The 24,941-nt window shown below is 69.3% G+C and carries 26 protein-coding genes and 1 pseudogene; 3 read left to right on the top strand and 24 right to left on the bottom strand.

What is annotated here, in order from left to right; all coding sequences use genetic code 11:
- The first annotated feature begins 199 nt into the window (after positions 1-199).
- Entirely contained in the window at positions 200-640 is a 441-nt protein-coding gene (locus tag EDD32_RS15570) for a hypothetical protein (protein WP_123918932.1), read from the top strand.
- A 27-nt stretch (positions 641-667) separates the two neighbouring features.
- Here the strand turns inward: EDD32_RS15570 and EDD32_RS15565 are convergent, their stop codons facing one another.
- The 11 genes from EDD32_RS15565 to EDD32_RS15515 form a co-directional block, all read right to left on the bottom strand.
- A complete protein-coding gene (locus EDD32_RS15565; protein ID WP_123918930.1) occupies positions 668-2,122 on the bottom strand; it encodes an SCO6880 family protein in 1,455 nt (484 codons plus the stop codon).
- Entirely contained in the window at positions 2,119-3,360 is a 1,242-nt protein-coding gene (locus EDD32_RS15560) for a conjugal transfer protein TrbL (protein WP_148087417.1), read from the bottom strand. Before EDD32_RS15560 ends, EDD32_RS15565 begins: the two co-directional genes overlap by 4 nt.
- 7 nt (positions 3,361-3,367) lie before the next feature.
- Positions 3,368-3,670, bottom strand: a complete 303-nt coding sequence (locus EDD32_RS15555) for a DUF6112 family protein (protein WP_123918926.1) — start codon at positions 3,668-3,670, stop codon at positions 3,368-3,370.
- A gap of 49 nt (positions 3,671-3,719) precedes the next feature.
- On the bottom strand, positions 3,720-3,989 hold the full coding sequence (locus EDD32_RS15550) for a DUF6112 family protein (RefSeq protein ID WP_123918924.1): 270 nt from the start codon (positions 3,987-3,989) through the stop codon (positions 3,720-3,722).
- Entirely contained in the window at positions 3,986-5,185 is a 1,200-nt protein-coding gene (locus EDD32_RS15545) for a M23 family metallopeptidase (protein ID WP_123918922.1), read from the bottom strand. Before EDD32_RS15545 ends, EDD32_RS15550 begins: the two co-directional genes overlap by 4 nt.
- Positions 5,186-5,197: 12 nt before the next feature.
- Positions 5,198-5,905, bottom strand: coding sequence for a hypothetical protein (locus EDD32_RS15540; protein WP_123918920.1), 708 nt, complete (start codon positions 5,903-5,905; stop codon positions 5,198-5,200).
- Positions 5,906-5,916: 11 nt separating this feature from the next.
- Positions 5,917-6,918, bottom strand: coding sequence for a ParB N-terminal domain-containing protein (locus EDD32_RS15535; RefSeq protein ID WP_123918918.1), 1,002 nt, complete (start codon positions 6,916-6,918; stop codon positions 5,917-5,919).
- Positions 6,911-7,744, bottom strand: a complete 834-nt coding sequence (locus EDD32_RS15530) for a serine/arginine repetitive matrix protein 2 (protein WP_123918916.1) — start codon at positions 7,742-7,744, stop codon at positions 6,911-6,913. The genes EDD32_RS15535 and EDD32_RS15530 overlap by 8 nt, the downstream gene beginning before the upstream one ends.
- A gap of 370 nt (positions 7,745-8,114) precedes the next feature.
- Positions 8,115-9,008 carry a bifunctional DNA primase/polymerase gene (locus EDD32_RS15525; RefSeq protein ID WP_211338858.1) on the bottom strand — a complete coding sequence of 298 codons (894 nt, stop codon included), beginning with the start codon at positions 9,006-9,008 and terminating at the stop codon, positions 8,115-8,117.
- A gap of 534 nt (positions 9,009-9,542) precedes the next feature.
- On the bottom strand, positions 9,543-10,895 hold the full coding sequence (locus EDD32_RS15520; RefSeq protein WP_123918912.1) for a dihydrolipoyl dehydrogenase family protein: 1,353 nt from the start codon (positions 10,893-10,895) through the stop codon (positions 9,543-9,545).
- Positions 10,895-11,206, bottom strand: coding sequence for a thioredoxin family protein (locus tag EDD32_RS15515; protein WP_123918910.1), 312 nt, complete (start codon positions 11,204-11,206; stop codon positions 10,895-10,897). Before EDD32_RS15515 ends, EDD32_RS15520 begins: the two co-directional genes overlap by 1 nt.
- Positions 11,207-11,264: 58 nt before the next feature.
- On the opposite strand from EDD32_RS15515, the gene EDD32_RS15510 reads away from it, so the two are divergent.
- A complete protein-coding gene (locus EDD32_RS15510) occupies positions 11,265-11,666 on the top strand; it encodes a heavy metal-responsive transcriptional regulator (protein WP_123920603.1) in 402 nt (133 codons plus the stop codon).
- A gap of 115 nt (positions 11,667-11,781) precedes the next feature.
- Positions 11,782-12,009, top strand: coding sequence for a hypothetical protein (locus tag EDD32_RS15505; RefSeq protein WP_123918908.1), 228 nt, complete (start codon positions 11,782-11,784; stop codon positions 12,007-12,009).
- Between the two features lie 465 nt (positions 12,010-12,474).
- Here the strand turns inward: EDD32_RS15505 and EDD32_RS15500 are convergent, their stop codons facing one another.
- The 13 genes and pseudogenes from EDD32_RS15500 to EDD32_RS15440 all read right to left on the bottom strand — a co-directional run bounded on the left by EDD32_RS15500 (position 12,475) and on the right by EDD32_RS15440 (position 24,939).
- Positions 12,475-13,176 carry a toll/interleukin-1 receptor domain-containing protein gene (locus EDD32_RS15500; RefSeq protein WP_211338857.1) on the bottom strand — a complete coding sequence of 234 codons (702 nt, stop codon included), beginning with the start codon at positions 13,174-13,176 and terminating at the stop codon, positions 12,475-12,477.
- A 410-nt stretch (positions 13,177-13,586) separates the two neighbouring features.
- The gene (locus EDD32_RS15495; RefSeq protein ID WP_123918904.1) at positions 13,587-14,885 is read right to left on the bottom strand and encodes a hypothetical protein; all 1,299 of its coding nucleotides are present in this window, start codon (positions 14,883-14,885) and stop codon (positions 13,587-13,589) included.
- A gap of 425 nt (positions 14,886-15,310) precedes the next feature.
- Positions 15,311-15,503 (bottom strand): annotated as a pseudogene (locus EDD32_RS20150) (leucine zipper domain-containing protein); the annotation flags it as partial.
- 107 nt (positions 15,504-15,610) lie between these two features.
- A complete protein-coding gene (locus EDD32_RS15485) occupies positions 15,611-17,254 on the bottom strand; it encodes an AAA family ATPase (RefSeq protein ID WP_123918900.1) in 1,644 nt (547 codons plus the stop codon).
- A gap of 411 nt (positions 17,255-17,665) precedes the next feature.
- Positions 17,666-19,465 (bottom strand): AfsR/SARP family transcriptional regulator, encoded by a 1,800-nt coding sequence (locus EDD32_RS15480; RefSeq protein ID WP_123918898.1) that lies wholly within the window; start codon positions 19,463-19,465, stop codon positions 17,666-17,668.
- Positions 19,462-19,878, bottom strand: coding sequence for a pilus assembly protein TadG-related protein (locus tag EDD32_RS15475; RefSeq protein WP_246006168.1), 417 nt, complete (start codon positions 19,876-19,878; stop codon positions 19,462-19,464). Before EDD32_RS15475 ends, EDD32_RS15480 begins: the two co-directional genes overlap by 4 nt.
- Positions 19,879-19,910: 32 nt before the next feature.
- Complete coding sequence (locus tag EDD32_RS15470) at positions 19,911-20,366, bottom strand: TadE/TadG family type IV pilus assembly protein (RefSeq protein ID WP_123918894.1); 456 nt, start codon at positions 20,364-20,366, stop codon at positions 19,911-19,913.
- The gene (locus EDD32_RS15465; protein WP_123918892.1) at positions 20,363-20,779 is read right to left on the bottom strand and encodes a TadE family protein; all 417 of its coding nucleotides are present in this window, start codon (positions 20,777-20,779) and stop codon (positions 20,363-20,365) included. Before EDD32_RS15465 ends, EDD32_RS15470 begins: the two co-directional genes overlap by 4 nt.
- On the bottom strand, positions 20,776-20,967 hold the full coding sequence (locus EDD32_RS15460; RefSeq protein WP_123918890.1) for a hypothetical protein: 192 nt from the start codon (positions 20,965-20,967) through the stop codon (positions 20,776-20,778). The genes EDD32_RS15465 and EDD32_RS15460 overlap by 4 nt, the downstream gene beginning before the upstream one ends.
- A gap of 63 nt (positions 20,968-21,030) precedes the next feature.
- Positions 21,031-21,942 (bottom strand): type II secretion system F family protein, encoded by a 912-nt coding sequence (locus EDD32_RS15455; protein ID WP_123918888.1) that lies wholly within the window; start codon positions 21,940-21,942, stop codon positions 21,031-21,033.
- Positions 21,939-22,640 (bottom strand): type II secretion system F family protein, encoded by a 702-nt coding sequence (locus EDD32_RS15450; protein WP_246006167.1) that lies wholly within the window; start codon positions 22,638-22,640, stop codon positions 21,939-21,941. Before EDD32_RS15450 ends, EDD32_RS15455 begins: the two co-directional genes overlap by 4 nt.
- Before the next feature lie 140 nt (positions 22,641-22,780).
- Positions 22,781-24,160, bottom strand: coding sequence for a TadA family conjugal transfer-associated ATPase (locus tag EDD32_RS15445; protein ID WP_123918884.1), 1,380 nt, complete (start codon positions 24,158-24,160; stop codon positions 22,781-22,783).
- Positions 24,157-24,939: a CpaE/TadZ family protein gene (locus EDD32_RS15440; protein ID WP_123918882.1), complete on the bottom strand. Its 783-nt coding sequence runs from the start codon at positions 24,937-24,939 to the stop codon at positions 24,157-24,159. Before EDD32_RS15440 ends, EDD32_RS15445 begins: the two co-directional genes overlap by 4 nt.
- Positions 24,940-24,941: the final 2 nt, after the last annotated feature.

The raw sequence follows: 24,941 nt of genomic DNA, 5'->3' as shown, positions 1-24,941 counted from the left end.
CGAATCCTAGGCCTCCTTCTTGAGCGCATTTCCAGCGGCGGCCGTGTCATGCTGCGCAAGCCCGATGGCAGCCGGCGGCGTTGCGGGTTCTCGGAGATCGGGCGAAACGAGTGCGGGTGTCATATGTCAGTGGTCGGTGGGAGGCTCAGGAGCGGCCCGGAATTCGCCCCGGGCGGACCCGACCTCATGGAGTAGTGACGTGGATATTCGAAAGAGCGAACCGACTCTGCTTGGCCCGGCCGACTCGAGTTACAACGACTGGAAGGGCACGGCCGTCGCGGAGAACAGCCTCATCGAGGCAAGCGGTGATCTGTACGAACTTGCCGGTCTTAGAGATGAGCGTGATCGTTGGAGCATTCTTGGCATTGAGGTGGACGCATACAGCCATGGGGCCGACACGTCTTGGACGGTCCGCGTCTATGCCGCGGACCGTCATGAGTTGGGCGTCAATTCGTTCGAGGACTGGGAGCGTGTTGCTGCCAAGCACGGTGGCATCCCGGTTGCCGACATCCTCCTTCACGACGCGACGCTCGACGACGTGATCAAGTGCATGAAGAGCTTCGGCGTACAACTTCGCAACGGTCACATCTCGCACGACTTTCTCCACGCTGGGTACGGCGACCATCCGGCGCAAGATTGAGCTGCACCCTGCCAGTGTGCGTTCGCACTAGACCGCACGGCACAGCGGCAGCGCCGCGGCAGCGAACGCTTGAGCCTGCTGACCCCACAGCCGCCGGGTCTCGCACGACGCTTGGATCGCGGCTTGCTCGATCGCGGCGACGGCGCGTTCGAGCTCGTCCGCGGTGGGGGCGCTGACGGCGATGAGGCCGATGGCCCGCAGGATGCCGTGGCCGGTGGTGAGGTCGGCCTCCTGCTGGAGGACGTCGACGTACTCGGCGGTCTGGGCGGCGTCTTCGATCTGGCCGATGCGGTGGCGCTGGGCGGCGTCGGAGATGTGCTCGGTCTTCTTCTTGCGGATGTCACGCGCGGCGACGTCGGCGCGCACGGGCGTGAACAGCATGGCGAACGTTCGCCGCACCCCGGAGGCGAGAAGGAGGGGGTGGAGGAAGTCGGGGTAGACCAGGGAGCGGGGCCACTCGGAGATCCAGAGCACGGCGTGGTGGGCGGAGTCCGAGCGCAGATGCCCCCAGGTCTCGGTGACCGCGACGGGTCCGGCGGTGGCGAGGTCGCGGCCGAGGGTGCCGTGGCGTTCGAGGGCGGCGGCGACGACGGGGTCGTACGCGGACCGCAGCACCAGGGCCAGGTCGCCGGGGCCGATGGGGGTGGAGGGCGCGAGGTCGGCTGCGCGCAGCGCGGCGGTGAGGCTGTCGACCTCCTGGCGCAGGGCGGCGACCGCGCCGCGGGTGCCACCGCCGGCGGCGCGGATCGCGCGGGTGGCCGCGGTGAGGTCGAGGGCGATCGAGATCGTGGTCGCGTGCCGCTCGCCGGCGGGGCCCGCACGGCGGATGAGGTCGGCGTAGGTGGCCGCGGCGAAGGAGTCGTCGTCGCGGCCGTGGGTGGTCCACCAGTCGCCGAGCTCCTTGCCGGAGTCGGGCAGGGTGCGTTCGAGGACCTGCAGGCGCGCGATCCGGCCGGATCGGCACGCCGTGGCGAGCACGCGGGACCAGCCGGTGGTGCGCCGGTTCTGGTCGGCGGGGTCGAGCAGGATGAACGCGGGGTGTGACACCTCGACGATGGCGGTGAGGGTTGCGTCGTGTGGGTCGTGGACGTAGACGGCGCCGGTGTCCGCGTCGACCCACTGCCGCAGCCGGGCGGCGTCGCCGGGGAGGGCGAGCGTCCCGGCGGGGCGGGGCTTGCCGATGCGGGCCCGGTAGTCGAGCTGTCCCGTCGCGGCGCGCCGTTGCCACCGGGCCACGAGTGGCACCCACTCGACGAGCGGGCGACCGGCGACCTTGACCCAGACGAGGGCCGCGCACACGGCGACGGCGGGGACCGCGTACAGCACAGCGGCCCCGCCCAGGTACAACGTGGTGACGAAGGTGGCCGCCGCCACGGCGACGACGGCGAGCTGCCCGCCCGACAGGCCGAGCAACACGCCACGCGTGGACAGACGGGAGAACTTCACCGGCTCCAGGCCCGCGTCGTCGCGGGTGGTGGTCATGATCGTTCCCCTCGAGCCTGGGCGTCATGCTGCGCGGCGTGGTCCGCGACGGATCGCCCCGCCTTCGGGCCGGCCTTGACCGCCTCGGTGAGGATGGCAGCGGCGGCCGCCACGCCCCCTACACCGACCGCCACGCCTCCTGTACCGCCGGCCGCCGCGCCGCTCGGGCGGGCAGGGGCACCGGCCGCGCGGGCGGTGGCGCCGGGGAGGCTGCCGGGGCTGCTACCACCAGGAGAGCCCGGTGTGCTGCCGGCGCGCCCGTTCGGCGCCGGCTGTTCGTCGAGCAACGGGGACGGGGCACGTCGCGGCGGGACGCGGTGCGGGACTGGGGTGGGGCGGTCGAGAGCGTGCTTGCTCTCCTGCTCGGCGGCCATGGCGTGGTGGGTGTCGACGCCCATGAAGGCGATGAACTTGTACGTCAGGTAGGGCGCGAACCCGGCGACCATCATCAGGACGATCCCGGCCATCGGGTCGGCGAAGGACTGGAGGTCGGCGGAGATCGGGGCCGCGACCTGAGCGGTGGCGAGCAGGAACACCACGACGACGACGAGCTTGGAGGCGATCAACGCCAGGACGAAGGCGCCCCAGCGGGTCGCCCAGCCGCGGGTGGCGTCCCACGTCGCCCCGGCGAAGGCGATGGGGGCGAGCACGACCGCGACGAGCAGCAGGGCCTTGCGCACCAGCAGCGAGATCCACACTATGAACGACGCCGCGATCATCAGCCCGGCCAGGGCGATGACGACCAGGACCGGCATGACGGGGCCGCCCGCGCCCGACAGGGCGAGCCCGGCGGTGAGCGCCGTCATGCGGCCGCCCATCTCCTCGACGGTGGTTCCTGCAGCGGTCATGAGCCCCAGGCACAGGCGGTCGGTGATCTCCAACGCCGTGGCCAGCAGACCGAGCGCGACGAACGAGCCGAGGATCCCTTTGCCGAGGCCGACGACGGCGCGGGACAGGGCGGCGGGCTCGCGGCGGATCGTGGCTCCGAGGAGCTGGACGAGGAAGAAGACCAGCATCACGAAGACCGCGAGGCCGAAGATGATGTTGTAGACCTTCGTGAAGTGCCCGGTGGTGATGTCGACGAACGTGGTGGTCTCGAACGTCGCCCACATGGCCGCGATGGTCCACGCGGCCGCGGCGACGGTGGCGTCGGCGAGCCACTGGAACGGGCTGAGGACCGCGGCGGCACCGCCGCCCACGGTGCTGCAGACGGCGCCCAGGCCTGGGAGGTCGCACACGCCCATGTCACACCGTCTGCCCGAGGTCCCAGAAGAAGTTGACCAGGGTCACGGCGCCGCCGCACAGGACGGCGGCGCCGAGGGCGACCAGCACGCCGCTCTTGCCGCGGCCGGCGAGGTGGGGGTTGGAGGAGTTGGCGCCCATCGCCCACACGATCGCCGCGACGATCAGCGCCAAGACGGCCAGGATCAGCCCGACCGTCATGACGGCACCGACGATGGTGCGCAGCTGGGTGATGCCGGGCAGGCCGTCGGTGTTCGGGGCGATGTCGATCTGCGCCAGGATGACGCCGATGCGGGTGATGTCCATGGCAGGTGTGCTCCGCTCTCGTTGGGGGTTGCGCAGGGGAGCGCCGTTCTCACAGGCCGGCGCCGACGCCGAGGAGGTAGTTGGTCCAGGCGAGCGCGGTCCCGGCGAGGGCCGCGGCGCCCAGGGCGACCCACGCGCCGGTCCTAGCCCGCATCGCGGTGTGCCAGTGGCCCGTGGCGGCGGTCAGCGCCCACGTGACCGCACACACCACGACCGCGCCGACGGCGACCACGAGCGTGATCGTCAGCAGTGCGCCGATGATCCCGATGAGCTCGCCCGCGGCGGCCACGGCACCGAAGTCCGGTCCGACGGCGCTCATGAGGTAGCCACCAGGCAGTGGCTCGGTGCGGGGACGGCCGCCGAGGTCATCTCGGTGGCCGTGGCCAGCCAGCTGTCCGGGTCGACGCCGGTCTGGCTCGCGCCGCCGGGGCGGATCTCGAAGTGCAGGTGCGGACCGGTGGAGTTCCCGGTCGACCCCACGTCGCCGATCCGCTGCCCGACGGCGACGAGGTCACCGACCTGGACGTGGATGCCGCCGTCGCGCAGGTGCCCGTACGAGGAAGCCACGACCCGCCCGCCGACCTGGTGCTCGAGGACGATCTGATTCCCGCGGCCCGTTCGGTAGCCCGCGGAGACCACCCGGCCGGCGGCCGTGGCGAGCACCGGGGTGCCCGAGGGGGCGGCCAGGTCGACACCGGTGTGGACCTGCCAGACCCGCAGCACCGGGTTCAGCCGCATCCCGTAGCCGCTGGTGAGCGTCCACGTCCCGGCCGGCAGCGGGAAGACGGTCGAGGCCGCCGTGGGCAACGTGCTGGCGGCGGAGGCGGGGGAGGACGCCCCCAGTGACGTGCCGCTGGAGGGTGTGGTGCCGGGGCGCCTGGTGGTGAGGGCGGTGAGGATCTTCTCGGCGACTGGTTCCCAGGTGGCGTACCGGTCCGGGTGTGCGGAGACCTCCACGGCCTGCGCGGCAGCCGCCGCGGACAGCGACGTCCAGCCGGCGATGTCGAGCAGCCCGCGCGGGGAGCCGCCGTTGGGTCCGGTGGGTCCGCCGAAGAAGGCCCTGGCCTGGTAGGTGGGGTCCATGAGCTCGGCGACCGTGCCCCACCCGGCGGCCGGGCGCATCTGAAAGATCCCCAGCGAGTCGTGATCCGACCCGTCCGCGTCGTGCGGGTACCGGGCTGAGTCCGGGTAGGCGCCGGTGTTGGCGTACATGAGCAGGCGCGACTCGGTCAGCCCGGCCGTGAGCGCAACAAGCAAACCGTCCTGTCCGACGCCGTCGATCCCGCCACCGACGATGACGATCGTCGCCGCGTGCGTCAGCTGGGTGCGGTTCAGCCGCACGGCCCTCCCGTCGTGGGTCGTCGCCGTCAGGGTGTCCGGCACCTGCGCGACGCCGCCGGCCGTGGAGCACGAGGCCGTGGCACCGGAAGGCGTGGTGAGGGCGACCAGTGGCAGGACACCGAGCGGCACGGCGAGGACCGCGATCAACGCACCGGCCAGCAGCAGAAGCTTCATCAGTTCGGCCCCTCACCGCAGCGGCTCGTCGAGCCGAGACAGGCGCAGCAGGTAGCACCGGGGGTAGGTCGGCCCGCACACGACGACCGCGGTGAACGCAACGTCGAACCGCTCGGTGACCTCACGGCTTTCCCATGTCCCGGCCCGGTGCCGCACCCCTGTCACCGTCAGCGCCGTCGTCCCGGGCGCGAGGCCGCTCCCGGCGGCGACGGCGTGCCACTCATCCGGCACCCGGGCGCCGGTGACGTCGATCCACTGCCGGGTGTCGTACCCGGCCAGGAAGTCCCACGTCTGCGCCGACGGCAGGTAGCCGCCCAGGTCGGCGACGAGCCCCGGCGACTCCACCCCGGTGGGGTCGGCGACGGCGAGGAGCCGGCCCTTGTGGTCGGCCCGGGTGTGCGAGCCGGTGGTGTCCCAGTCGAACAGGGCGCGCGCCACAGCGGTGGCGAAGGCCACCGGGTCACCCGTCCCCGCGATTGGAGACAGCCCAGCAGGCGCTGGCGCGGTCGGCGTGGTGACCGTGACCGGGGCCGGCGGGGCCGGCGGGGCCGGCGGGTTCGCCGCAGCCGTCACGGGCGCCGCCCGGACGGAATCGGCGGTGTTGCCGGTGGCGAGCAGTCCGTAGGCAGTGAACGCGGCCACGACCAGGACGAGCAGGGCGCCGAGCACGACATGCACCCGGTGCACCGGACGGGCCGTGGACCACCTGAGTGGGAGCATGGCCGGGCTCCTCACGCGGCATCTGCGCGGGAGTCGCGCACCCGGTCGAGGAAGGCGGTGGACTCGGCCACGACCCGCTCGACCATCGCCCACTCGGCGTCGGTGAGCTTGGCCGCGACCTCGACCGGATCGTAGTGCCGGGTCCAGCCGTCCAGGTCGGCCCACGTCATCACCAGGGCCCGCACGGAGCGCTTCACCGGTTCGGCCGGTGGCCGGTGCGCCGACAGCCGTTCGATGCGGCGCTCACGCTCCTCCTTGGCCCGTGCCAGCGCCTGCGCGCTCAGCTCCGCGATCTCCTCCGGTGTCGGCTCCGCATCGACCTCAGGCCCGCCTGGTGCGGGTCCGCCCGCGCCGATCGCGACAGCGGCCATGACGGCCTCGTATGAGGGCGCGACCGGGGCGCCAGCGTTGATCTTGTCCAGCTCTCCCTCGGCCAGGCGCCGCACCTCGAGCGGGTACGACTCGTCGTCGACGACCTCCTGGATCTTCCCGATCCGCTCCATCCGCTCGAACGACGCCGTACCGGTCACCATCAACGCGGCCCGGAACCGCGTGCGAGAGGCGTCACCGCGCGGTCGTGACGAGTCGTCACCACCGCTGTCTTCCCCTAGTTCGCCGTGCGCGCCGAAGCGTGTCGTCTCCTGCCGCCGGTGCGCGTCCTCGGTGAGCACCGCCTTCAGCTCGCGGAAGAGCCTGGCGGCCTCGGTCGGGGCCAGCGGCTTGTGCAGCATGTTCTCGTCCTGCTGGGCGAGCAGCCCGGACAGCTTGTCGGAGAGCCCGGCCCTCACCCAGACCTTGACGCTGCGCCAGCCGAGCCGGGTGATCGCCTCGAGGCGGCGGCGGCCACACACGAGGACCCCGTCGGGGGTGACCGTGATCGGCTGAAGCAGGCCGACCTTCTCGATGGACGTCATCAGCGGCCCCAGGTCGCCCAGGTCGGCCCGGTGCCGGATACCCACGGTGATCGACTCGACCAGCCGCTCGGCACCGAGGTAGTCCCTCGCCTCAACCACGGTCCGCCTCCAGGCACAGCGGCGCGGTGATGGCCAGGACTCTGGTCACGGCCGGGTCGCCGCAGATCTCTTCGCGGGACTGCCCGGCGATCAGCCGCCACAGCAGCCCGCGACCGAGATCGGTGGTGGCGAGGTCGGGGTGCTGCGCGCCGAGCACGACCGTCAGCACCTGTGTCCACTGCTCCTGGCTCAGGTCCAGGTGCGCCCAGCCCTCCGGGTGCCGGCGCAGATACTCGAACGCCCGACGCCGCTGCCCGGCCGCCATCAGCCGCGAGCAGATCAAGAACAACGCGCCGCGCGCGAGGTCGTCGGGCCAGCCACACACGACGAAGACCCGCACCGCCTCGGCCAGTGCCACGTACGGCGGCACAAGCGCCGTCGTGACGTCCTCGGTCGGTGTGGAGTCTTCGACGTCACCGTCGATGCCGCTGACGTGGAAGGCGGGGTCGCGCTCGACGAGCGCGTGGTCGGCGATCCGCGTCACGTCGTGGACTGCCTCGTGCATGAGGTGCCGGGCCCGCTCCGCCCCGCACAGCAGTCCGTCCGCGCGATGCTCGGCCTGCAGCGTGCGGTTCACGGCGGTGGTCACCACGCCCCACGGGTCGCGGGCCCACCGGGTCGCGGGAGCGATGAGTGCCTCGTACGCAGCCGTAGCCGCGTCCTCACCGCTCTGCCCGTACCTGCGCGCCAGCCCGCGGTACCGCTGCGCGCAGTAGCTGAGCAGCGCCTCAGCCTCCGGCCCGCCCCACCTGTCCGGGCAGCGGTGCAGCTCGACGAGCAGGTCCCTCAGCCCGCTTGCGTGCATGAACCGGGGTGGCGTGCTCATCGGTCCATTCCTCTCGCGCGGCGCGACGCCCGCCGGGAAGCGATACGACGGGTTATCACCTGTGCGCCGACGGACGGGGCCCGGACGACGGACCGCGTGGCCTTGGACTGCGCAGTGAGGCTGCGGTCGACGACCTCGCTGAGCGCGGGGGCGAGGAGGACGTTCGGGAGCTCCGACGGCCGCAACCATGCCACCCTCCGGTTCGCCGCCTCCGTCGCAGCGGTCGCGGCGTCCTGCGCAGGAGAAGGCCCCTGGGGATGCACGCCAGACCGTGACGGGTCGCGGGTAGCGGGCTCCGCGTGCCGTCGTTGCCCGCCCGGAGCGGGTTGCGGCAGGCGCGGGTCATAGCGCTGCTCGTCGTCATGCTCGTTCATCGGGCCACCGCTTCACTGCGTGATCGGGACACTGCGGATGAGTGATTCGGGCGGCGCTGGCCACCCGGATCGTCTGGACTGGTCCGGCGGAACGCCGACCGGATCGTGGCCGCCGCCTCCCGCTCGCCGAGTCCGGCAACCCGGGCGGCCTCGCCGAGCAGCCCGAGCACCGAGGCATGGTCGAAGCCCTCCTCAGCCATCCGGCACGCTGCCCAGAACAGTCCGCCGTTGCGCCCGCCCTCCGGCCGGGTCGCCACCCACGCAGCCAGCCGCTCCGGAGCCGCGCCCACGACCGGCGCGGCGGCCGCCGGCTGACGTGGCGGGGGAGCGAGCAGGTCGCGCAGCGCGGTCGCGTCAACCGGGGCCGGGGCGCGGCGGGCGACAGCGATCAGCCTGTACTCGCGCACGGCACCCGATGTGGTGCGCACCCGCGACGGCGGCGCGATGACGTACCCGCCGTCGCCACGGAAGTCGACATGCACGCTCGCCAGCGCCCAGGACCGTTGCTCGGTCCCGTGCGGGTAGTAGGCGTGCACCCCACCAGAGGGGGTCCGCACGAGCCACGCCCACGCCCCGACCAGGCCCGCCTGCCGGGCGCGCTCGAAGCCGGGGAACCCGCTGCCGCCGTCGTGCACGTCGACGTCCACGACGTTCACCCCCGAGGTCGCGCCGGTCGGCAGGCCGATGTTCGCCTCCGGCCACCGCTGCCACCAGGCGGCCACCTGGCGCGCGTCACGTGACGCGTCGTGGAAGCCGCGCGGCGTCAGCGGCGCCTTCCCATTGCGCTGGCACGGGAACACCGCGACACCCGCCTGCGCAAAGGTGAGCGCCGCGTGCGCGAGCGATGGTGCGGACGACGCCGCGACGATCGTCGCCGGCGACCAGCCCACGGCAGCGGGAGCGGAAGCGGGATCCATGCGACCCACGTTGGCCCGGGTGCGTTGCCGAGAACGTACGGGGTACATGACCCCGTACGCACCCCGTACGCACCCCGTACGCACACGAAGGGAGTGCATCAGCGCAGGTCAGACTGCGTACGGGGACAGATCCAGGAGAAACGCGGCCGACGGCGCGCGCGGTCCGTCGATTGCCTCCGAGTCCGACCCCGTACGCGGCGCGGTGCTCACGGACGGAGCGCGACACAGTGCCCCAGCAACGGTCGTAGGCGCGACGGCGAACCTGGCGCCGGACCACTTGAGTCCTCTTCGACGTTCATGGTGTCGTTCGAGGTCCTTGGGCGGCTCAACGGTTGTGACCCCTTGATCTACAGGCTCACCGCTGGATTGCGCGCGATCGGCATGTGCGGACGTTTTGTGCCATCCGACAATGCGGGAGCGTCGAGTTGAGTTCTCGTGCCGCTCGGTCAGGGCCACCCAGTGTTCGGTCGCCAGTCTGCCGGACGGCTATCGCGTCGCTGTCCCGGGTCAGAGGATGGATCCGAGGTCTGATCCGACGGTGGGGTAGGCGGCGGTCATCGACTTGAGTTGTCGGGTGGTGAGTTGGAGCTTCATGGCGAGGCCGACGATGTTGATGAGTTCGCCGTACTCGGGGCCGAGGAGGTGTCCACCGACGATCCGGTCAGTGGACCTGTCGATGAGGATCTTGGTGGCTGCGGTGGTCTCACCGATCCGGTAGTTGGAGTACCAGCCGCTGGTGTCGCGATAGCGGACGTCGACGTCGATGCCCTGGTCTCGAGCCTCTTGCTCGAGCATCCCCACCCGCGTCAGTTCCGGGATGGTGAAGACCGCCGTGGGGACGCCGGTGTAGTCGGGGATGGTGGTGGTGGCTTTGAGCATGTTGGACGCGGCGACCTTGCCCTCGAACACCGCGACCGGGGTCAGCGGCATCCCGGGGCTGTCGGCTGAGTCGCCGGCGGCGTAGACCGCCGGGTTGGTGGTGCTCTGCAGATGGGCGGCGACGCGCACTCCGCGCTCGTCCCACTCGACACCGGCGGCGTCGAGGTCGAGGCCGGTCAGGTCGGGTATCCGGCCCGCGCCGTGCACGACGAGGTCGAACTCCACCGTCTCGGGTTGGCCGGATCGCTCGATGCTGACCTTGAATCCGGTGTCGGACTTCTCGATCGCGGTGACCGTGGTGGAGCGCCACAGCTGGATCCCGGCGTCGGCGCCGCGACTGATGAGGAGCTCGACGAGGTCGGGGTCGAAGGTCTTGAGCGGCCGCGGCCCGCGGTCGAGGATGACCGGCGTGCTGCCCGCGCGTGCCGCGATGTGAGCGAACTCGAAGGAGATGAAGCCACCACCGACGAACAAGATCCGCTCCGGCAGCTCGGGAAGCTCCATGAAGCCGGTGCTGTCCACCAGGTGCTCGTGGCCGGGAATGTCCAGCGGCCGGGGCCGGGCGCCGGCGGCGATCAGGAAGTGTGCCGCCTCGTAGGTGGTGCCGCCGATCGCGATGGAGTTCGCGCCGGTGAACCGTGCCCGGCCGTGGAGCGTGTCGACGCCGTTGCCGGCGAGGCCGTCCTCGGTCTGTCTCGGCACGGGGTCGGTGAAGCCGTGCTTGTGCTTGATCAGGTCGGCCCAGTTGATCGACAGGTCGGCATCGTCGATGCCCTTGCCCCGCATCAGCCGGGCGCTGTCGATGATCTCGGCACCGCGACGCAGGATCTTCTTCGGGTCACACCCGCGCAGAGCGCACGTGCCGCCGTAGGGCAGCGCGTCGACGATCGCGACCCTCCAGCCCGCGGCGGCGCACTTGTTCGCCGCCGAGACGCCGGCCATGCCCGCACCGATCACGATCAAGTCATGGCCGTGGATCATCACGCCCCCTCTTTGGTCGCCCCGAGCGCTGCCCGGAGCTGCTCCATCGTCGGTGCGCCCGCCAGGCCGTCGGGCGTGCGGTAGACCCGGCACGACAGCCCAATCCCGGCGCCCGGCTCGGCGAAGACATCGACACCGTCGACCACGATGCTCGGCGAGCCATGGAACCCCACCCGGTCGGCCTCCTCCACCGTCTCGACGCGGTGACGGCTCACCACGACCTCGGGGAGCTCGGCGGCGATCACGGCCAGCCGCTGGTCGGCGATCCTCCAGTTCGGGCAGTTCTCGAAGTACAACAAGGTGACGTCCATGCCCGCGACGCTAAACCTTGTACCGTGGTAGAAGGTCAAGAGGTGGAGGGTGGACGAGATGTTGATCGGTGAGCTTGCCGAGGCTGTCGGCGTGACCAGCCAGACCGTCCGGTTCTACGAGCGCAAGGGCCTCTTGCCCGACGCCGAACGGGGCGCCAACGGCTACCGCGTCTACGACGACTCCACGCTCACCCGGCTGCGCTTCATCAACGTGGCACAGGCCGCCGGGCTCACCCTCTCCGAGATCCGCAGCATCATCGACCTCCGCGACGACGGGACCGTGCCCTGCGCGCACGTGGCCACGCTCATCGACACCAAGCTCGCTGACGTCCGCGCGCGAATCAGACACTTTGCCGCATTACAGGCCGAGCTCGAAGCAATCCGCGAGCACAGCCACCTGCTCGACCCCGCCGACTGCGCAGACGACGACATCTGCCACATCCTCGCCTCACCGAAGTAGCCCTCGAAGGACATCTAGAGCCCACCCGTACCCCTCCTCCTGCCACCCAGGCCCGAAGGGCTGCGCCACAGTCCAACGCTCTCCACAGAGTGAATCTAGGCACCCGGATCTCGACATGGCCGAGGGATGCGGCAGCGCGAGCCGGCGTACCGGTGCGCACGTTCACCCGCTTTGGATTTCCGTGTGCCGCGCCGTGCTGAAGGTGTCGGGCCATCGGTTCTGTTGTGAGATCGCTGGATGGCTCGCCGGTCCCAGTTGGCAGCCGGTCGACGTCAAGCCCTCGATCCCCGATAACATCGTCTGGCGGTTCGGCCAGATCCTGTTTCGGTACGGCAACGACTGAGTGCTATGGCCGTCGGCTGCAGGAACGCACTCTTCTGCCGGCGACCGGGACGTTGCGGCAATCCGCCGGGCTCCGATTCGTCCGGGTGCGTTGCTCTTGGCCTGGCGCCTGTGTCGGTCTAGGGTCCGGCCCGTGAACCACATCGAGCAATGACGGCCCCAGCCCGGGGCCGTCCTGCCTGATGGAGCTCGACATGTACGGGAGAGGCGCCCGGTAAATTCAGTACGTTGGGTCGCGGGGCGAAGTACGCCGCTATTTCTGCCAGCACCCAGACCTCCGACAAGTCCGTCGCCGTCGACCGCCAGAGCGAAGCCGCCCGAGCGGCCCATTTTCGACCTGACCTTATCCGAGCCTCGCTCGACGACTGGCCAGCCACCATCGCGTTCGTCTAAGGACTCCTTCGGGGGTGACCCTACGGGCGCTCGCTGAGGGCTACGGCGCGGACGCTGTCGCCATGTAGATGGTCTACGCGGCCGGGAGCGCAGCGGCTGCAGCGGCAATCTTGGCGGCCACGTCGTCAAGCGAGGACTCCGCCGTGCTGAGTCCGGCGTGCGACGCGAGCATCGGGCTGACGTCATAGAGCTCGTCGAAGGTCACGCCGTGTGTAACGGGAACGACACGCCTGCTATTGAGCAGCACGGCGAGTTCCTTCTCGGCGATGCCCTCGTTTCTGATGCTCTTGAGCAGCGCTGGCGTCACCAGCACAATCCCGATGCGAGAGTTCCGGAGCCCTTTGTCGATCTCGCGAGTCATCAGCGAACCGAGGGGAATGTCTTCCTCGCTGAACCACACAGTCGCGCCGTTCGCCTTCAGCTGGCGGTGGAGGTCAGCCGCGCTGCCTTGACGGTCGTCCCAGGCGTGGCAGAGGAAGAGGTCGCGACGGTCCGGGTGTGTGCGAGCCTGCTCGGCAGCCTTCTCAGCGTAGGGCTCAACGGCGCGCCACTCGCTGAAGCTGTACGAGACGGACCTGCCGGTCCTGGTGCGTCGCGAGGTCAAGCCGCCGGACGATGACGACCCGTATGTGGACCCGCGCCCGCTGCCATACGACGACGAACTGCCGTAGGACGAGTAAGAGGAGCGGTATCGCGACCGCCCGCCGCACGCAGGGCAGTTCGCAGCCGCTGCAGGTGAGCGGTGACCGTATACGGGGGCTGTGCATTGCGCCATGAGGTGATGGTAATGGCGCCCTCCGACAGTCAGATCAGGACCTCTGGATCCCCGGGGCCCGGGTGAACAGAGAAGACGAGGTTCCTGTCGGTGTTCTGCGCCCACTCTGGGCGGAGTTAGGTACGAGTGCTGCACTCGGATTTCGGCACGAGCGCGAACTGGCACCTCGCGGCGGCCTTGGGGACGTACCGCTCCGCGGCATGAGAGCGCGTTCCTAGCGGGGCGCTGGCCAGGGGCAGAAGGGGCGTAGCGAGCTTGGCGTGGTCCTGCGGCTTGGCGTTCTGCTCCAAGTGCAGGACCGAACGTCTGGGTCTGCGTGCGTCGGGAGCCAGCACCGGCTGGGCGTCGATCCGTGATCGCACCCCGCCGCGACGGTCTGCAGAGCGCTCGGCAGCCCGCAGGAGCTGCTCTCAGACGCCGGAAAATCCCTCGCCTTGCTGATCCGCTTCTGCGATCAGGTCCTCCCATGGCCAAGGTACAGTTGCGTACTTCCGGTAGAGCAAGAGCTGCCGATCGACAACTGACACGACCTTGCGGGACTCGTCATAGGCGAGCACCAGACCCCGCCCTGCATCATCCACTTGCAGGGCCTCGATCCGTTCCAACACGGTTCTTAGGTTGCCCTTCTGAATCCGGGGCTCCCGTGCGTGCGCCGTCTTGAAAATAGAGTCGAGTGGTACGCCTCCGATCAGCTCGTCGTCGCTAGCGGCCATGATAACCGCCATGGCATGCGCATAAATGCCAGTGGCATTCTGCCTGGTTCGGATGCCACTCGAGACACGGTTCGCGAATTCTAGGTATACGGTGTTCAGTTCTTCCGCGTAGTTGAGTTCAGCGTCCTCGAGCAGCGAGACGTCGTCGACGTAGGTCAACTCTTTCTGCTCCTCTTCAATACCAGCCTCTTCAAGGACGCCCTCGATGAGGCGCTGCAGGATTCCGGCGTTGCCGTAGCAGTCTTTCACAGCACGCGCCACGACGTCGCCGCTGAACTGGAGGTTAAGAGCCTTGCCCCCACGCTCGAAAATCTTCTCGAGATCCTCATCGCTCCACACGATCGGGACTTCGCGAACTCGCGCGGTGAGGTCGGAATTGAGGTGCACCAGAATATTTTGCCCACTCCAAACGCCTACTATGACTACATAGGTCTTGTAATCCCATAGCGCCTTCAGGTCGAAAGCCAACTTCGTTCGTTCGGCATGACTGAGGTAGTGAAAATCTTCAATCACGAGCGTTCGGCCGCTTTCGCGAATAAGGTCGGCGATGAACCCCAAGTCGTTGATGTCCTGGCGCACACTCTTGGTTGTGATGCTGTCCGTGGCTGTCCCCGAGAAGCCCCATTTCGCTGCGATCTTGGCAATCAGGTTAACTCCGGCCTCAGCGGTAGCCTCGACAGTTCCCGTAAGACTGGTTGCCTCGGTGGAACTTACCTCCAACCGAATCCCGAGTTCGCCAAGAGCTTCCCGATAGATGTCGAGAACGGTCTTTCCGAGGCGGCACTGCACTACCAAGGCGCTGGGTACGACACGCTGACGTAACCATGACTTGCCGCACTTCGACACGCCGCGAAGCGCGATGTGTTTCTTCTTGTTGAGTAGGCGGGCAATCCTCTCATCAAGGTCTCCGCGATCGACGTATGAGTCAGGGAGCACTTCGGGGGCGACCCCGAAGACGTCTTCAGCGCGCTTAGGCCTTCGCAGCAAGGAATGCATTTTCCAATCCTACTGCCCCCAACGCTTCAGGTGTGCGGGGTCCCAGCAGCGCTTCCACAGAACGGCACCAGCCTGCTCGTGGGCGCCACCGATGGTCCTTTGGTGCGCGTAGTACAGATTGACGACCCGTTGAAGAGCTCTTCTCTCGGTGTGTCCCGAGACGGCTTGGCCGACTGGAGGTGGGCCTCGTGGAGATCGGCACGGGCTATCGGCGGCGCCTGAATATGTACGAGAGTACTGGCACGGACGCACGGTGGTGTGTGGGGTTGGCGTGGCGGGCGGCAATCTGCGCCGTCGCGCACGTTCAGACACCGTTCGGGCGGCACGCCGAGCTCGGGACCGAGCCAGTCCTGGCCCCCGCGTTCCTGCCGGCGCTTGGCCACGATCGCTTCTTCGACCTCGACCGGGGTAGCGCGGGACAGCGATGGGGGGGCGAGAGGACCGGTCGAGCAGGCCCGTCTCGCCTTCCTGGCGGAAGCGTGTGACCCAGCGGTGCGCGTACTGACGAGAGATCCCTTGGGCCTTAGCGGCGTGGGCTACCGGCCACCCCAGGTCACAGGCACGCTCGACAAGCAGTTGGCGGCCACGCACGTTCAGCCGGGCGTTACGGTGGGACACGAAGACCTCCGGACGGTAGACGACCTAGACATCGCCCACCGCACCCGGAGGTCTTCCCTTCGTCAACAACCGGCCCGGAGTGTCACCAACCTCCTGGCCGAGTACATCTAGAGGGGTGGCAGCGCACCGATCGCGTTGCGCAAAGATTCCGCCAGCTCGCGTTCCCTCGCAACCCTTACGCGCACCGCTGCTTCGTAGTCGGCGGGTCGCTGAAATCCGAGCATCGTGGATACACGAGATGGGAGGGCCGTGTCCCGAACTGGTAAGAGCGCCAGGAGCCCCGGGTAGTCGCGCTCGACTGCCATATTCTCGAGTTTGCCTCTAATCTCAGGATATGGGGAGGGAATCTGGACTTCAATCGGATCCTGCTGACCGCCAAATTTCGAAGGGATGCTGTCGACCATTGTACGTCGCAAGGCTGCTAGAGCTAGCCCGCCAGCGAGGCGATCTAGCGTTGCATTGTCTGCTAGCACGTCTAGGGCGAGCGCTCTGGCCCGTTCATACAGCGTGTCAGCGGAGCCGCCCACTAATTCGGCGCGGGCCATCGCTACGCTGCGCAAAGCGTCATCCGAGTAGTACAGATTCTCGACCTCACTCACTCGAAGTGATACGATTCCGCGACGTAGAAGCGACGCTCGTTCGGCTTCGTCTCTCCCGTCGCCATCCACGACCCCATAAGCATTGACCCAATGATGGTCAGCAGAACTGCGCAACCCGGTTACCGCCTTGATGACTTGATCCGCTCCACCTGCAGGGAAAACCGAGAGGGCTGGAAACAAGAGTTCGTATAAGGACTTGTCAAGGCTGTGAGCTTCCCCCTCGGCGAAAAGTAACTCACGACGTCCGCCCAGAATCGCTCTTCTGGCACTCTCGGGAAGATTGCTGTCAGGATCAACCTCCTTAAGGTCCCAACCAGTGGGTGCTTCGCCAGTCCAATCACACCCTGCTAGCGTCAGCGTTTGGCCTGGTCGTCGGCTCAGGGTAGATGCGAGATCAAGATCATGCGTTAGCACCACAAAGTGACAGTCCGGGCGATCGGCGATGACGGCGTCCACCAGGCCTGCCGAGATGGAGCGATGGAGATGCCGTTCGGGTTCGTCAATGATGAAGACTCGGGCTGGAGGGCTGCTGATGATTTCTCCTGCCAGCAACACTGCACTCTTTTCGCCGTCAGACATGCGGTTGATCGGATACGCCACCCGGGACCGTGCGTTTACGGTATCAAACGTCTGCTTGTCCGTCAGCAAGAGGGTCACCGCTAAGCCAGCTCGCTGCAAGATGACGTTCAGTCTATCGAGGATCGGTAGGCCTATTTCGGACTCGACTCGGGCAGGCGTGGCACCTTCCCTGAAAATGGCCACCATGCGAGCATTCTCAGCATTCAATTTGGCGAGTAGGTCAAAGAGAACGATCCCGGCTCGTTGTGCATCGGCGTGGTCTAGAAAGCGGGACTCCTCCTGACGATTCCAGGTCTGGATATTGCTTCCAGTCCTCTCACGCTGGGCCGGACTGAGGTCCGGTCCGGCATTTGGAAACCAGAGCCTGCGGTGGGCGACGAGTCGCTTGGCTACCCCACTAGAATGGGCATCTAGCCAGTACCCCAACGCGGACTTGCCCGCACCGTTTGCACCGACAATCGTTGTTATCTCGCCTGGCATGCCCACTAACGGGAACGGCTGCGCTCCGCCTACTGATGGGATCTCCCAGTGCGCGAGGGCAACCTTGTCGATCTTAGGTTCTGAGTCGGCCACAGAATGATCTTACGGCGAAGGTGTCGCCTGCTGGCCATGCCAACACAAAGCAAGCTGAACCGCTGCTGGTCTGAGGTGTGGGGTAAGGCGGGAGATCGCCTCGCATGAATCTGTGACTCGCGTTCTCGGTGCCAGGCACAGACGCCCCTCACGATCTCTGCCGATGCCTGCCGGAGTGGCTACGGTACGTCACGACGGCACGGTCCTCCGGCTCGAGACACCTTGGGCGTTACTCACTTCGGCATGAGTGGTAAACCGCGTCGGAACACGAGACTGAGTGCGGCGGTCTTTGCTGGCCGGCGCACCGGGACGTAACCCCCGTTCTCCGGACGCTGCGACCTCCCGAAGAGAGTCGTGTCACGCAGACGACTGTCCCATCGGAGTCTCCCAGTACTTCCACCGTGCGGGCTTCTACGAGCCGGCTGCCCGTCTTGGTGCCCCGGCGATCCTCTCGGTCCGCTCCGAGGCGTCGAGTGGGGGCCGGTAGTCGTCGGTGCGCTCGAAAATGCCTTCGCTCCTGATCTGGGCGGCTTCGGCGTGGTTGCCTTCGAGGTCGGCAACCTTGGCGAGGTCAAGACGGGAGATTTCGTCGTAGGGGGAGGCGCTGAGTGCGATCTCGACGGCGCGGCGTGCGGTGGTCAGGTCGCCGTCCTTCATGGTGCGGGTAGCGACGAGGTGGGCGACATCAATAATCGCGGCAGCGAACTCCAGATCGAAGCGCTCGCCCTCGAACATCCAGGTCCATGAGTCGGCGCGCAGGTCCGCGAAGGGCTCCCCGCGCACCAGGTGCAGTGCGGCGACGAGGTCGGGGAGGCCGTCGGCTCCGCGTGCTTGGGCGCGGGCGCGTAGGCGGCGAAAGAGGTCGACGTCGAAGAGCACGCCGCGCAGCGTGTATCCGTTCCAGCCGTCCTCGGCGCGCGCTCGGGTGTCGGGGGCGGTGGGCAGGTAGCTCTCGCCGGTGCGTGGGTCGGTGCCGAGGTACTTGCGCAGGTGGCTGACCTCGACGCGGGCGCGTTCGCGCTTGTACCCGAACTCATCGGCCAGGGTCGCTGAGGTGACGCCGTGCGGGTGCGCCCACAGGTAGGTCATCAGTTCGATGTAGTGGTGTTTGCGCTCGGCGACCTCTTGGTTGACGCCGTGCGCGGTGGCGCGGAGCTTGCCGAGCAGCATCACGCGCGGCACCGGGCACTTGTCGCCCATTCGCCACAGTTTCAGGTCCTCGTCGATGGTCGGGTCGGCCGCGAGTATGGCGTCGGCGGTCGATCGTGGGACGGGTGGGGCGAGGGCGGCGACGTCGTTCTCGGTGGTGGCGGCGGTCTCGGTGTACGCGGTCGCCGGCTCGGGCAGCAGCGACGTGTGTCCGGCCGGTTGATTGGGGGCTGGGCGCTCGTCGACCAGCGGGTCACGTAGGGCTCCGGTCGCAGTGATGAGGGCCCCGTACCCGTCGGTGAGCAGGTCGTCGACGGGCACCGGGACGTTCGTCCGCGTCCGGGTGACGCGCACGATCTCGGCGACGGACATCGCCTCGGCCTGCGTCAGCCCTGGCGCGCGAAGGTCGATCCCGAGGGACGGCACCAACAGCCGGGAACCCTCGACCCCCAGTACTGCGGCTGACCCTGCGGTCTCGCCGGCGAGGGTGACGACGGCGGCACCCGGCCGCTTCTCGTGCGCGGAGACGACCTGGGTGAGCTGGGCTGTGCCCTCGGTGGAGGCGGCGCCGGCGGCGATGACGACGACGTGCAGCTCCTCCGGGTCGTACCCGTCCGAGTCGCGCACCGATCGGGTGACCGTGTCGAGCGCGCTGGCGTCACCGGCGGGGTAGGGGATGAGGCGGAACTCGTCGAGGTCGGCCAGCTCGTCCCCGAACCCGACGGTGTGGATCTGGACGAGGGTCGACCACGGGGTTCGCGCGGCGTGCTGGGGCAGGGAGAGGCCGGGGAGTTCGGGGGCGTGGACGTTACGTACCGCGGCGACGAGCTCGACGATCAGGCAGTAGCCCAGGACTGCCCACACTGCCCAACTGATGATGCCGAGCCCGGCCCACACGATCCGCCAGTCGGCGGCGTCGAGCAGGTCCGCCCACACGGGCTGGGCGAGGATCCCGGCGGGGCTGAGACCGATGAGCGTCAGGAGCGTGGGGAATCCGACGGCGAAGGCGAGCAGGCCGAGGGTGACGAGGAGCCCGAGGAGCCGCTGCTTGAGGGTTGTCATTGTTCGCGGTCTCCCAACGTGCGGACCACCTGGGCGGTGGCGTCCCCGCCGACGGTCAGGGTTCCGAGGCCGACGATGCCGAGGAACCGTGGGTGGTAGGTGTCGGTGACGGACACGTGCACGGTGTCGCCGCCGGTGATGGTCACGGTGCCGTCGACACCGGAGGCGGCGAGGTAGGTCTGCGCGGCGACGCGCGCCTGGCCGATGGCGATGGAGGGGTAGGCGCCGGTGACTGCGGTGCCGTCGAGCTGTTGGCCGCCGGCGCGGGCGGCCTGGGCGGCGACGCCGCGGGCGTGCTGCTGGGCGTGGACCTGGCCACCGAGGTCGAGGGCGATGCCGACGCAGATCATCATGATGACCGCCGACGTCGCTGCCCACACCGAGATCGAGCCGCGCTCACCCCGGCCGGCCACCAGCCGCCCTCGCACGCGATGTCGCAGCCGGTTCATGACGTCGCCCGGTAGGCGTCGACGACGGCGGACATGGTCGCGGACACCGTCGCCTGGCCCGGGACACCGGGCACGGCGAGGTCGCGCAGGTCGATCGTGCAGGACACGGTCGCGGTGACCATGCCGGGCTGTCCGACCGGCTTGTCCAGGCCGGAGGTGTCCACGTCGAGGTCGTGGCTCGCGCACCGGAGCCCTTGTGCCACGAGTGCGTACTCGACGGCTGCCTGGGCCCGGGTGTGCGCCTCGGCGTGGGTGCGGGCGATGGACGCGGACCGGGCGGCGTCGTAGGCGACGGCCTCGACGCCCTGGTGGGCGACCGAGGTCCGGCCGGCGTAGATCAGCAGGCCGACGAAGAGGAAGAACGCGGGCACGACGATCGCCGCCTCGAGCGAGGACGACCCGCGGTCGCCGCCCCGGCGCATCAGCCGTCGCAGCCGTGGCAGCCGGGTCATGGTGCCGTCACCTTCTCCACCGGAGCCTCGGCCTGCGCGGAAATGGGCGGCGCCCAGCCGGGCAGGATGGACGCGGCCCGGCCGGTGACGGCGATGCGGGCGACGGTGTCGCCGCGTTGCCCGCCGACGGAGACGTCGGTGATGGCGTGCCGGCCGACGTCGGTGACGAAGTCCGTCGCCGCGGCGACGCCGGCCGAGACGGTGGAGTTCCTGGCCGCCGCCGCACGGGCGCCTTCCTGCGCGGCCGCGATGGCCACGGTGTGCGCGTGGTAGTAGAACGCGCCCTGGACGCCGAGCAGGACGATCGCGAACAGGGCGGGGAGCAGGACCACGAGCTCGACCGAGGCCGAGCCGCGCTCGTCCCGGAGACGGCGCCGGCGGCGTCGGCGGGTGGCCTGCCGCAGGCGTGTCATGGGGAGGAGATGAGCCCGGACTGGGTCGTGACGTAGTTCGTGATCGCCGCGACGACGATGCCGACGATCGCGATGACCGCGACCGCCCACAGGACGTGCTCGATGGTGACCGACCCGCGCTCGGGGTCACGTTCTGGTGGGGTCAGGTACGCCTTGAGCAGTGTCAGGGTGGTGAGGAGGTGCGGCATGGTCTTGTCCTTTCCGGGGTTGGGGTACCGGTTCGTGGCCCACGGGCTTGGGTGCGGTCCATGTCAGGTGCCGGTGAGCATGCCCAGCAGGGCGGGGGCGAGCAGGAGCGCCATGAAGAGGACGCCGGCGAGAGAGCCGGGGATCGTCATGCGTTCGCCGAGCGCGTTGGCCGCGGTGAGGTCGTCGGAGAGCATCGCGGTGCGCAGCGCGGCGGAGCGGGCGCGGAGGTTGGCGTAGACGGCGGCGCCTTCCGCGCCGGAGAGTCGCATGATGTCGGCGAAGTCGGCCAGCTCGGGGAGGATGAGCTCGTCGGCGAGGGCGTGCAGCGCGTCCCATGGTGGGACGCCGGAGAACCGGGAGCGGCGCAACTCTTCGGCGATGCGCCGGAAGACCCAGCTGGGCGATACCTCGGCGGCGGACTCCATCGCCTGGCGGGTGGCGGCGCCGTTGTGCCGTTCGGTGGCGACGAGGTCGATGTAGGCGGTCATGGCGTGGCGGAACTCCCCGCGCGCCGTCCTGGCGGCCTCGAGCGCGTTGTAGTTCGGGATGAAGAACAGCACCGCGGCGAGCGCGGGGGCCGCGATGGCCGGGATCACGAAGGGCAGCCGGAGCCCCATGAGGGTGAAGAACGCGCCCAGGACCGGTGGGATGAGGAGTCCGAGCGCGGCGAACTGGAGCTTCTCGCCGTAGAACCTGGCCAGCGGGATGCGCAGCAGGGCGAGCTCGCGGGCGGGGGTGCGCACCCACACCGCGGGCGGCAGTGCGCGCATAGCCCACACCCCGAGGCGGTCCTTGCTGCCCGCGCCGGCCGTGGTCGTGTGGAGCTCGGCGAGCGTGCGGTTGCGGGCGGGCGTCATGCGGTCGAACGCGTCGTCCAGCTTGACGTGGGCGGGCCGGAGCTGGGCGAGCAGGAGCACGAGGCTGCCCCCGGCGAGCGCGCCGAGCACCATGACCAGGATCAGGGACGTGGTCATGGGCGGGCTCCGTCCGGGGTCAGCAGGCGGGGCCACGGTTTCCCGGCCGCCATCTTCTTGAGCCAGACGAGTGTCGCGACGTAGGCCGACAGCAGGACGACGAGCACGACCTGCCCGATCGAGGACCGGTAGGAGGTGTTGTACGAACTCGTCAGGGAGAGCAACGCGAACACCGTCACGGAGATCGCCGTGACCCAGCGGGCCGTGGCCCGTGGCTTGGCCCGGTCGGCCTCGATCTGCCGGCGGGCGCGCACGTCCTCCTCCACCGACTCGGCGAGCGCTTCGAGGACCGAGGCCAGGCCGGTCCCGCGCTTGCGGGCGGCCAGGACGAGGTTCATAGCGATGAGGTCGCCGGTGGCGTCGTTCAGCTCGTCGGCGAAGGCGCGCAGCGCGTCCTCGGTGCGCCACCGGGCGCGCAGCCGCGAGGTCAGGCGGCGCACCTCCGGCTCGATCGGTGCGGGCGCGGAGCGCAGTGAGATGGCGAGCGCCTGCTCGAGCCCGATCCCGACGGTGAGCACGCCGGCCAGGGAGCGGGTCCACTCGGCCATCGCCTCGAGCTTGGCGATCTGGGACTGCACGTCCGAGCCGGACAGCAGGGCGGGCAGGCCGAGCGCGGCGACGGGGACGACGACGAGCGCGAGGACCCAGCCGGTGATCTGCCAGGCGAGCACGCCGCCGCCGAGTCCGGCCAGGAGCATCAGCCGTGCCCGTCTCGAGACCGCAAGCCGCACGCCGTTTGCCTTGGGTCGGGGTGGCGCCGGTGGCGTGGGTATGAGGCCGGCGACAATGGCGACGAGTCCGAGGCCGAGGGTGGCGCCGAGGACGATGACGGTGAGCATTAGTCCGCCTCTCGCTGGTGGGCGAGGTAGGCGTTCAGGTCGAACCCGTAGCGGGCCAGGGCCCGGTAGTCGTCGGGCAGCACGCCGGGGACTGCGACGCCGTCGGGTCCGGCGGCGAAGATGTGCGTGGTGGCGTATCCGGTGGCCTTCTCGCCGGGGGCGACGGCGACGATCTCGGCGACCCGCCGGGTCCGGGTCGTCCGGCCGTCTGTGGTCGTGGTCGACATGTCGACGTGGACGATCAGGTCGATGGTGGCGGCGAGCTTGGCGGTGGCCAGCTCTGCGGTCACGTGCGGGCCCGCCTCCATGGCGCAGGTGACGAGCTTGCGGATCGCGGCCACGGCGTCGGAGGCGTGGGTAGTGGAGATGGACCCGGTGCCGGACTCCATCGCCTTGATCATCGGCCAGACCTCCGACCCTCGAACCTCACCGACGATCTGTCGGGAGAGGTTGTACCGGTGCGAGGCGGACAGGGCCTGGTCGAGGGTGAACTCTCCTGGCCGTCGCCCGTTGGGGCCGATCTCGCCGGTGCCGGGCCTGTGCTCCCAGGGGCGGACCATCTGGTGGCGCTCGCGCACCTCGTGGAGGAACAGCTCGAGCTCGGTCTCGAAGGTCCCGATGGGCTCCCACGCGTCGATTTCCGCGCACAGGGCCCGCACCAACGTCGTCTTGCCCGCGCCCTGGGCGCCGGAGACGACGATGGACTTGCGCGCCCGGACGGCCGCGGCCAGGAAGGACGCCGCCGGCGGGGTGAGCATGTCCAGGATCACCAGGTCGTTGAGGGAGACCTCGACCAGGCGGTGGCGGCGGATGTTGACCTGCGGGCGCGGGCACACCCACGCCGACGCGGCCAGGCGCGACCCGCCATCCAGACGCAGGTCCAGGGTCGGGTTCGCCTCGGAGAACTCCCTCGCGCTGGCCTCGGACCGCGAGGCCAGGAACGACAGGAACTCGATCAGCTCCTCGTTGGAGCCAGCGACCGGCGGTCCCAGGACGCGGCGACCGTCGGCCATCTCCAGGATCACGTTGTCGAACCCGTCGATCATGATGTTCTCGACCTCGTCGTTGTCGACGAGGGGCTGGAGCCGGCCGAGCCGGAACAGGGCATCGAACACCGCTCTCGCGAGAACCTGCTGCTGGAGCAGGTTCCAGGTCGCCAGGCCGGAGTCGACACGGTCGGCCACGGCGGCCTCGATAAGGTCGAGGATGATCGACCGGCCCAGCTCCTCCTGGGCCTCCTTGGTCAGCGTGCCGTGCTGCCCGACAGCGTCGGAGAGCTGACTGGACGCCCGGGCCCGGAGCTGGGCGACGAGCTGCCAGTCCACCTCGCCCGGTCCCGTGCCGGAACCGGTCTGGTTGGTGAGGTCGGTGGTGGTCATGAGGTCACGTCCCCGGTGAGGTCGGCGGTCAGCGCGTCACGGCGGCGCGCCACCGTGGAGGTGATCGCCGCCGCGGCGGCTCGCAGGCTGCGCACGTACGGGCCGGAGTCGAACCGGCGCGGGGGAGTGGCGCCGCGGTGGTAGACGGCCGCCGCTGCGGCGTCGTCGGCAATGGTGGCGACCACGGGCAGGCCGAGCGCGTTGGTCACTTCCTGCTTGCCGTACGGCTGGGCCTCACCCACGAGGAGCAGGCCGGGCTCTCGCCAGGTCGTCGCCGAGGGCGAGCGCAGGTCCTCGGCCCACGTCCGGGCGCCGGCGAGAGCCGGCAGGGTGGTTCGGGTGAGCAGGAGTGTCAGGTCGGCCCACGACAGCAACGGCTCGGGTGAGCCGACCAGGCCGAGGCGCCCGGCGTCGACGATGACGTCCTGGCCGGTCCGCTCGAGGTCGGCCAGCGTCTCGGCAAGCGGCGCCCACAGCCCGCTCATCCCCGCCGCCTGGGAGTGCGTCTGGGTGCCGACGACGAAGGACACGTTCGTCCCTTCGATCGGCCGCACGACGTCCCGGAGTGCGTCAGAGACAGCCAACGGGGACGACCTGAGCTCGAGCAGCCCGACGTCGTACTCCCGCCCGCCGCGGAAGATCCCGGCCAGCAGCCCGTTCGAACCGGACGGGTCGGCCTCGACGATCAGGACCGGCCGGGGCCAGCTCATCGCGAGCCCGATCGCGGTCGTCGTCACCCCCGGTGAGCCTGACGCCGAGCAGAGCGTGATCACGGCCATGC

Origin of the sequence: Georgenia muralis, from assembly GCF_003814705.1 — a bacterium.
In the GTDB taxonomy this organism is placed as follows: Bacteria; Actinomycetota; Actinomycetes; order Actinomycetales; family Actinomycetaceae; genus Georgenia; species Georgenia muralis.
The sequence above is the reverse complement of the archived record's forward strand: the minus strand, read 5'-3'. Positions and strand labels throughout refer to the sequence as shown.

What these genes read in the sequence shown, in the direction of transcription:
- EDD32_RS15455 (WP_123918888.1), bottom strand. Translation starts at nt 21,942, where the DNA reads ATGACCACGTCCCTGATCCTGGTCATGGTGCTCGGCGCGCTCGCCGGG.
- EDD32_RS15555 (WP_123918926.1), bottom strand. Translation starts at nt 3,670, where the DNA reads ATGGACATCACCCGCATCGGCGTCATCCTGGCGCAGATCGACATCGCC.
- EDD32_RS15550 (WP_123918924.1), bottom strand. Translation starts at nt 3,989, where the DNA reads ATGAGCGCCGTCGGACCGGACTTCGGTGCCGTGGCCGCCGCGGGCGAG.
- EDD32_RS15495 (WP_123918904.1), bottom strand. Translation starts at nt 14,885, where the DNA reads ATGCATTCCTTGCTGCGAAGGCCTAAGCGCGCTGAAGACGTCTTCGGG.
- EDD32_RS15530 (WP_123918916.1), bottom strand. Translation starts at nt 7,744, where the DNA reads ATGAGCACGCCACCCCGGTTCATGCACGCAAGCGGGCTGAGGGACCTG.
- EDD32_RS15510 (WP_123920603.1), top strand. Translation starts at nt 11,265, where the DNA reads ATGTTGATCGGTGAGCTTGCCGAGGCTGTCGGCGTGACCAGCCAGACC.
- EDD32_RS15500 (WP_211338857.1), bottom strand. Translation starts at nt 13,176, where the DNA reads ATGGCGCAATGCACAGCCCCCGTATACGGTCACCGCTCACCTGCAGCG.
- EDD32_RS15440 (WP_123918882.1), bottom strand. Translation starts at nt 24,939, where the DNA reads ATGGCCGTGATCACGCTCTGCTCGGCGTCAGGCTCACCGGGGGTGACG.
- EDD32_RS15445 (WP_123918884.1), bottom strand. Translation starts at nt 24,160, where the DNA reads ATGACCACCACCGACCTCACCAACCAGACCGGTTCCGGCACGGGACCG.
- EDD32_RS15480 (WP_123918898.1), bottom strand. Translation starts at nt 19,465, where the DNA reads ATGACAACCCTCAAGCAGCGGCTCCTCGGGCTCCTCGTCACCCTCGGC.
- EDD32_RS15450 (WP_246006167.1), bottom strand. Translation starts at nt 22,640, where the DNA reads ATGCTCCTGGCCGGACTCGGCGGCGGCGTGCTCGCCTGGCAGATCACC.
- EDD32_RS15470 (WP_123918894.1), bottom strand. Translation starts at nt 20,366, where the DNA reads ATGACCCGGCTGCCACGGCTGCGACGGCTGATGCGCCGGGGCGGCGAC.
- EDD32_RS15465 (WP_123918892.1), bottom strand. Translation starts at nt 20,779, where the DNA reads ATGACACGCCTGCGGCAGGCCACCCGCCGACGCCGCCGGCGCCGTCTC.
- EDD32_RS15565 (WP_123918930.1), bottom strand. Translation starts at nt 2,122, where the DNA reads ATGACCACCACCCGCGACGACGCGGGCCTGGAGCCGGTGAAGTTCTCC.
- EDD32_RS15515 (WP_123918910.1), bottom strand. Translation starts at nt 11,206, where the DNA reads ATGGACGTCACCTTGTTGTACTTCGAGAACTGCCCGAACTGGAGGATC.
- EDD32_RS15520 (WP_123918912.1), bottom strand. Translation starts at nt 10,895, where the DNA reads ATGATCCACGGCCATGACTTGATCGTGATCGGTGCGGGCATGGCCGGC.
- EDD32_RS15505 (WP_123918908.1), top strand. Translation starts at nt 11,782, where the DNA reads ATGGCCGAGGGATGCGGCAGCGCGAGCCGGCGTACCGGTGCGCACGTT.
- EDD32_RS15540 (WP_123918920.1), bottom strand. Translation starts at nt 5,905, where the DNA reads ATGCTCCCACTCAGGTGGTCCACGGCCCGTCCGGTGCACCGGGTGCAT.
- EDD32_RS15460 (WP_123918890.1), bottom strand. Translation starts at nt 20,967, where the DNA reads ATGCCGCACCTCCTCACCACCCTGACACTGCTCAAGGCGTACCTGACC.
- EDD32_RS15545 (WP_123918922.1), bottom strand. Translation starts at nt 5,185, where the DNA reads ATGAAGCTTCTGCTGCTGGCCGGTGCGTTGATCGCGGTCCTCGCCGTG.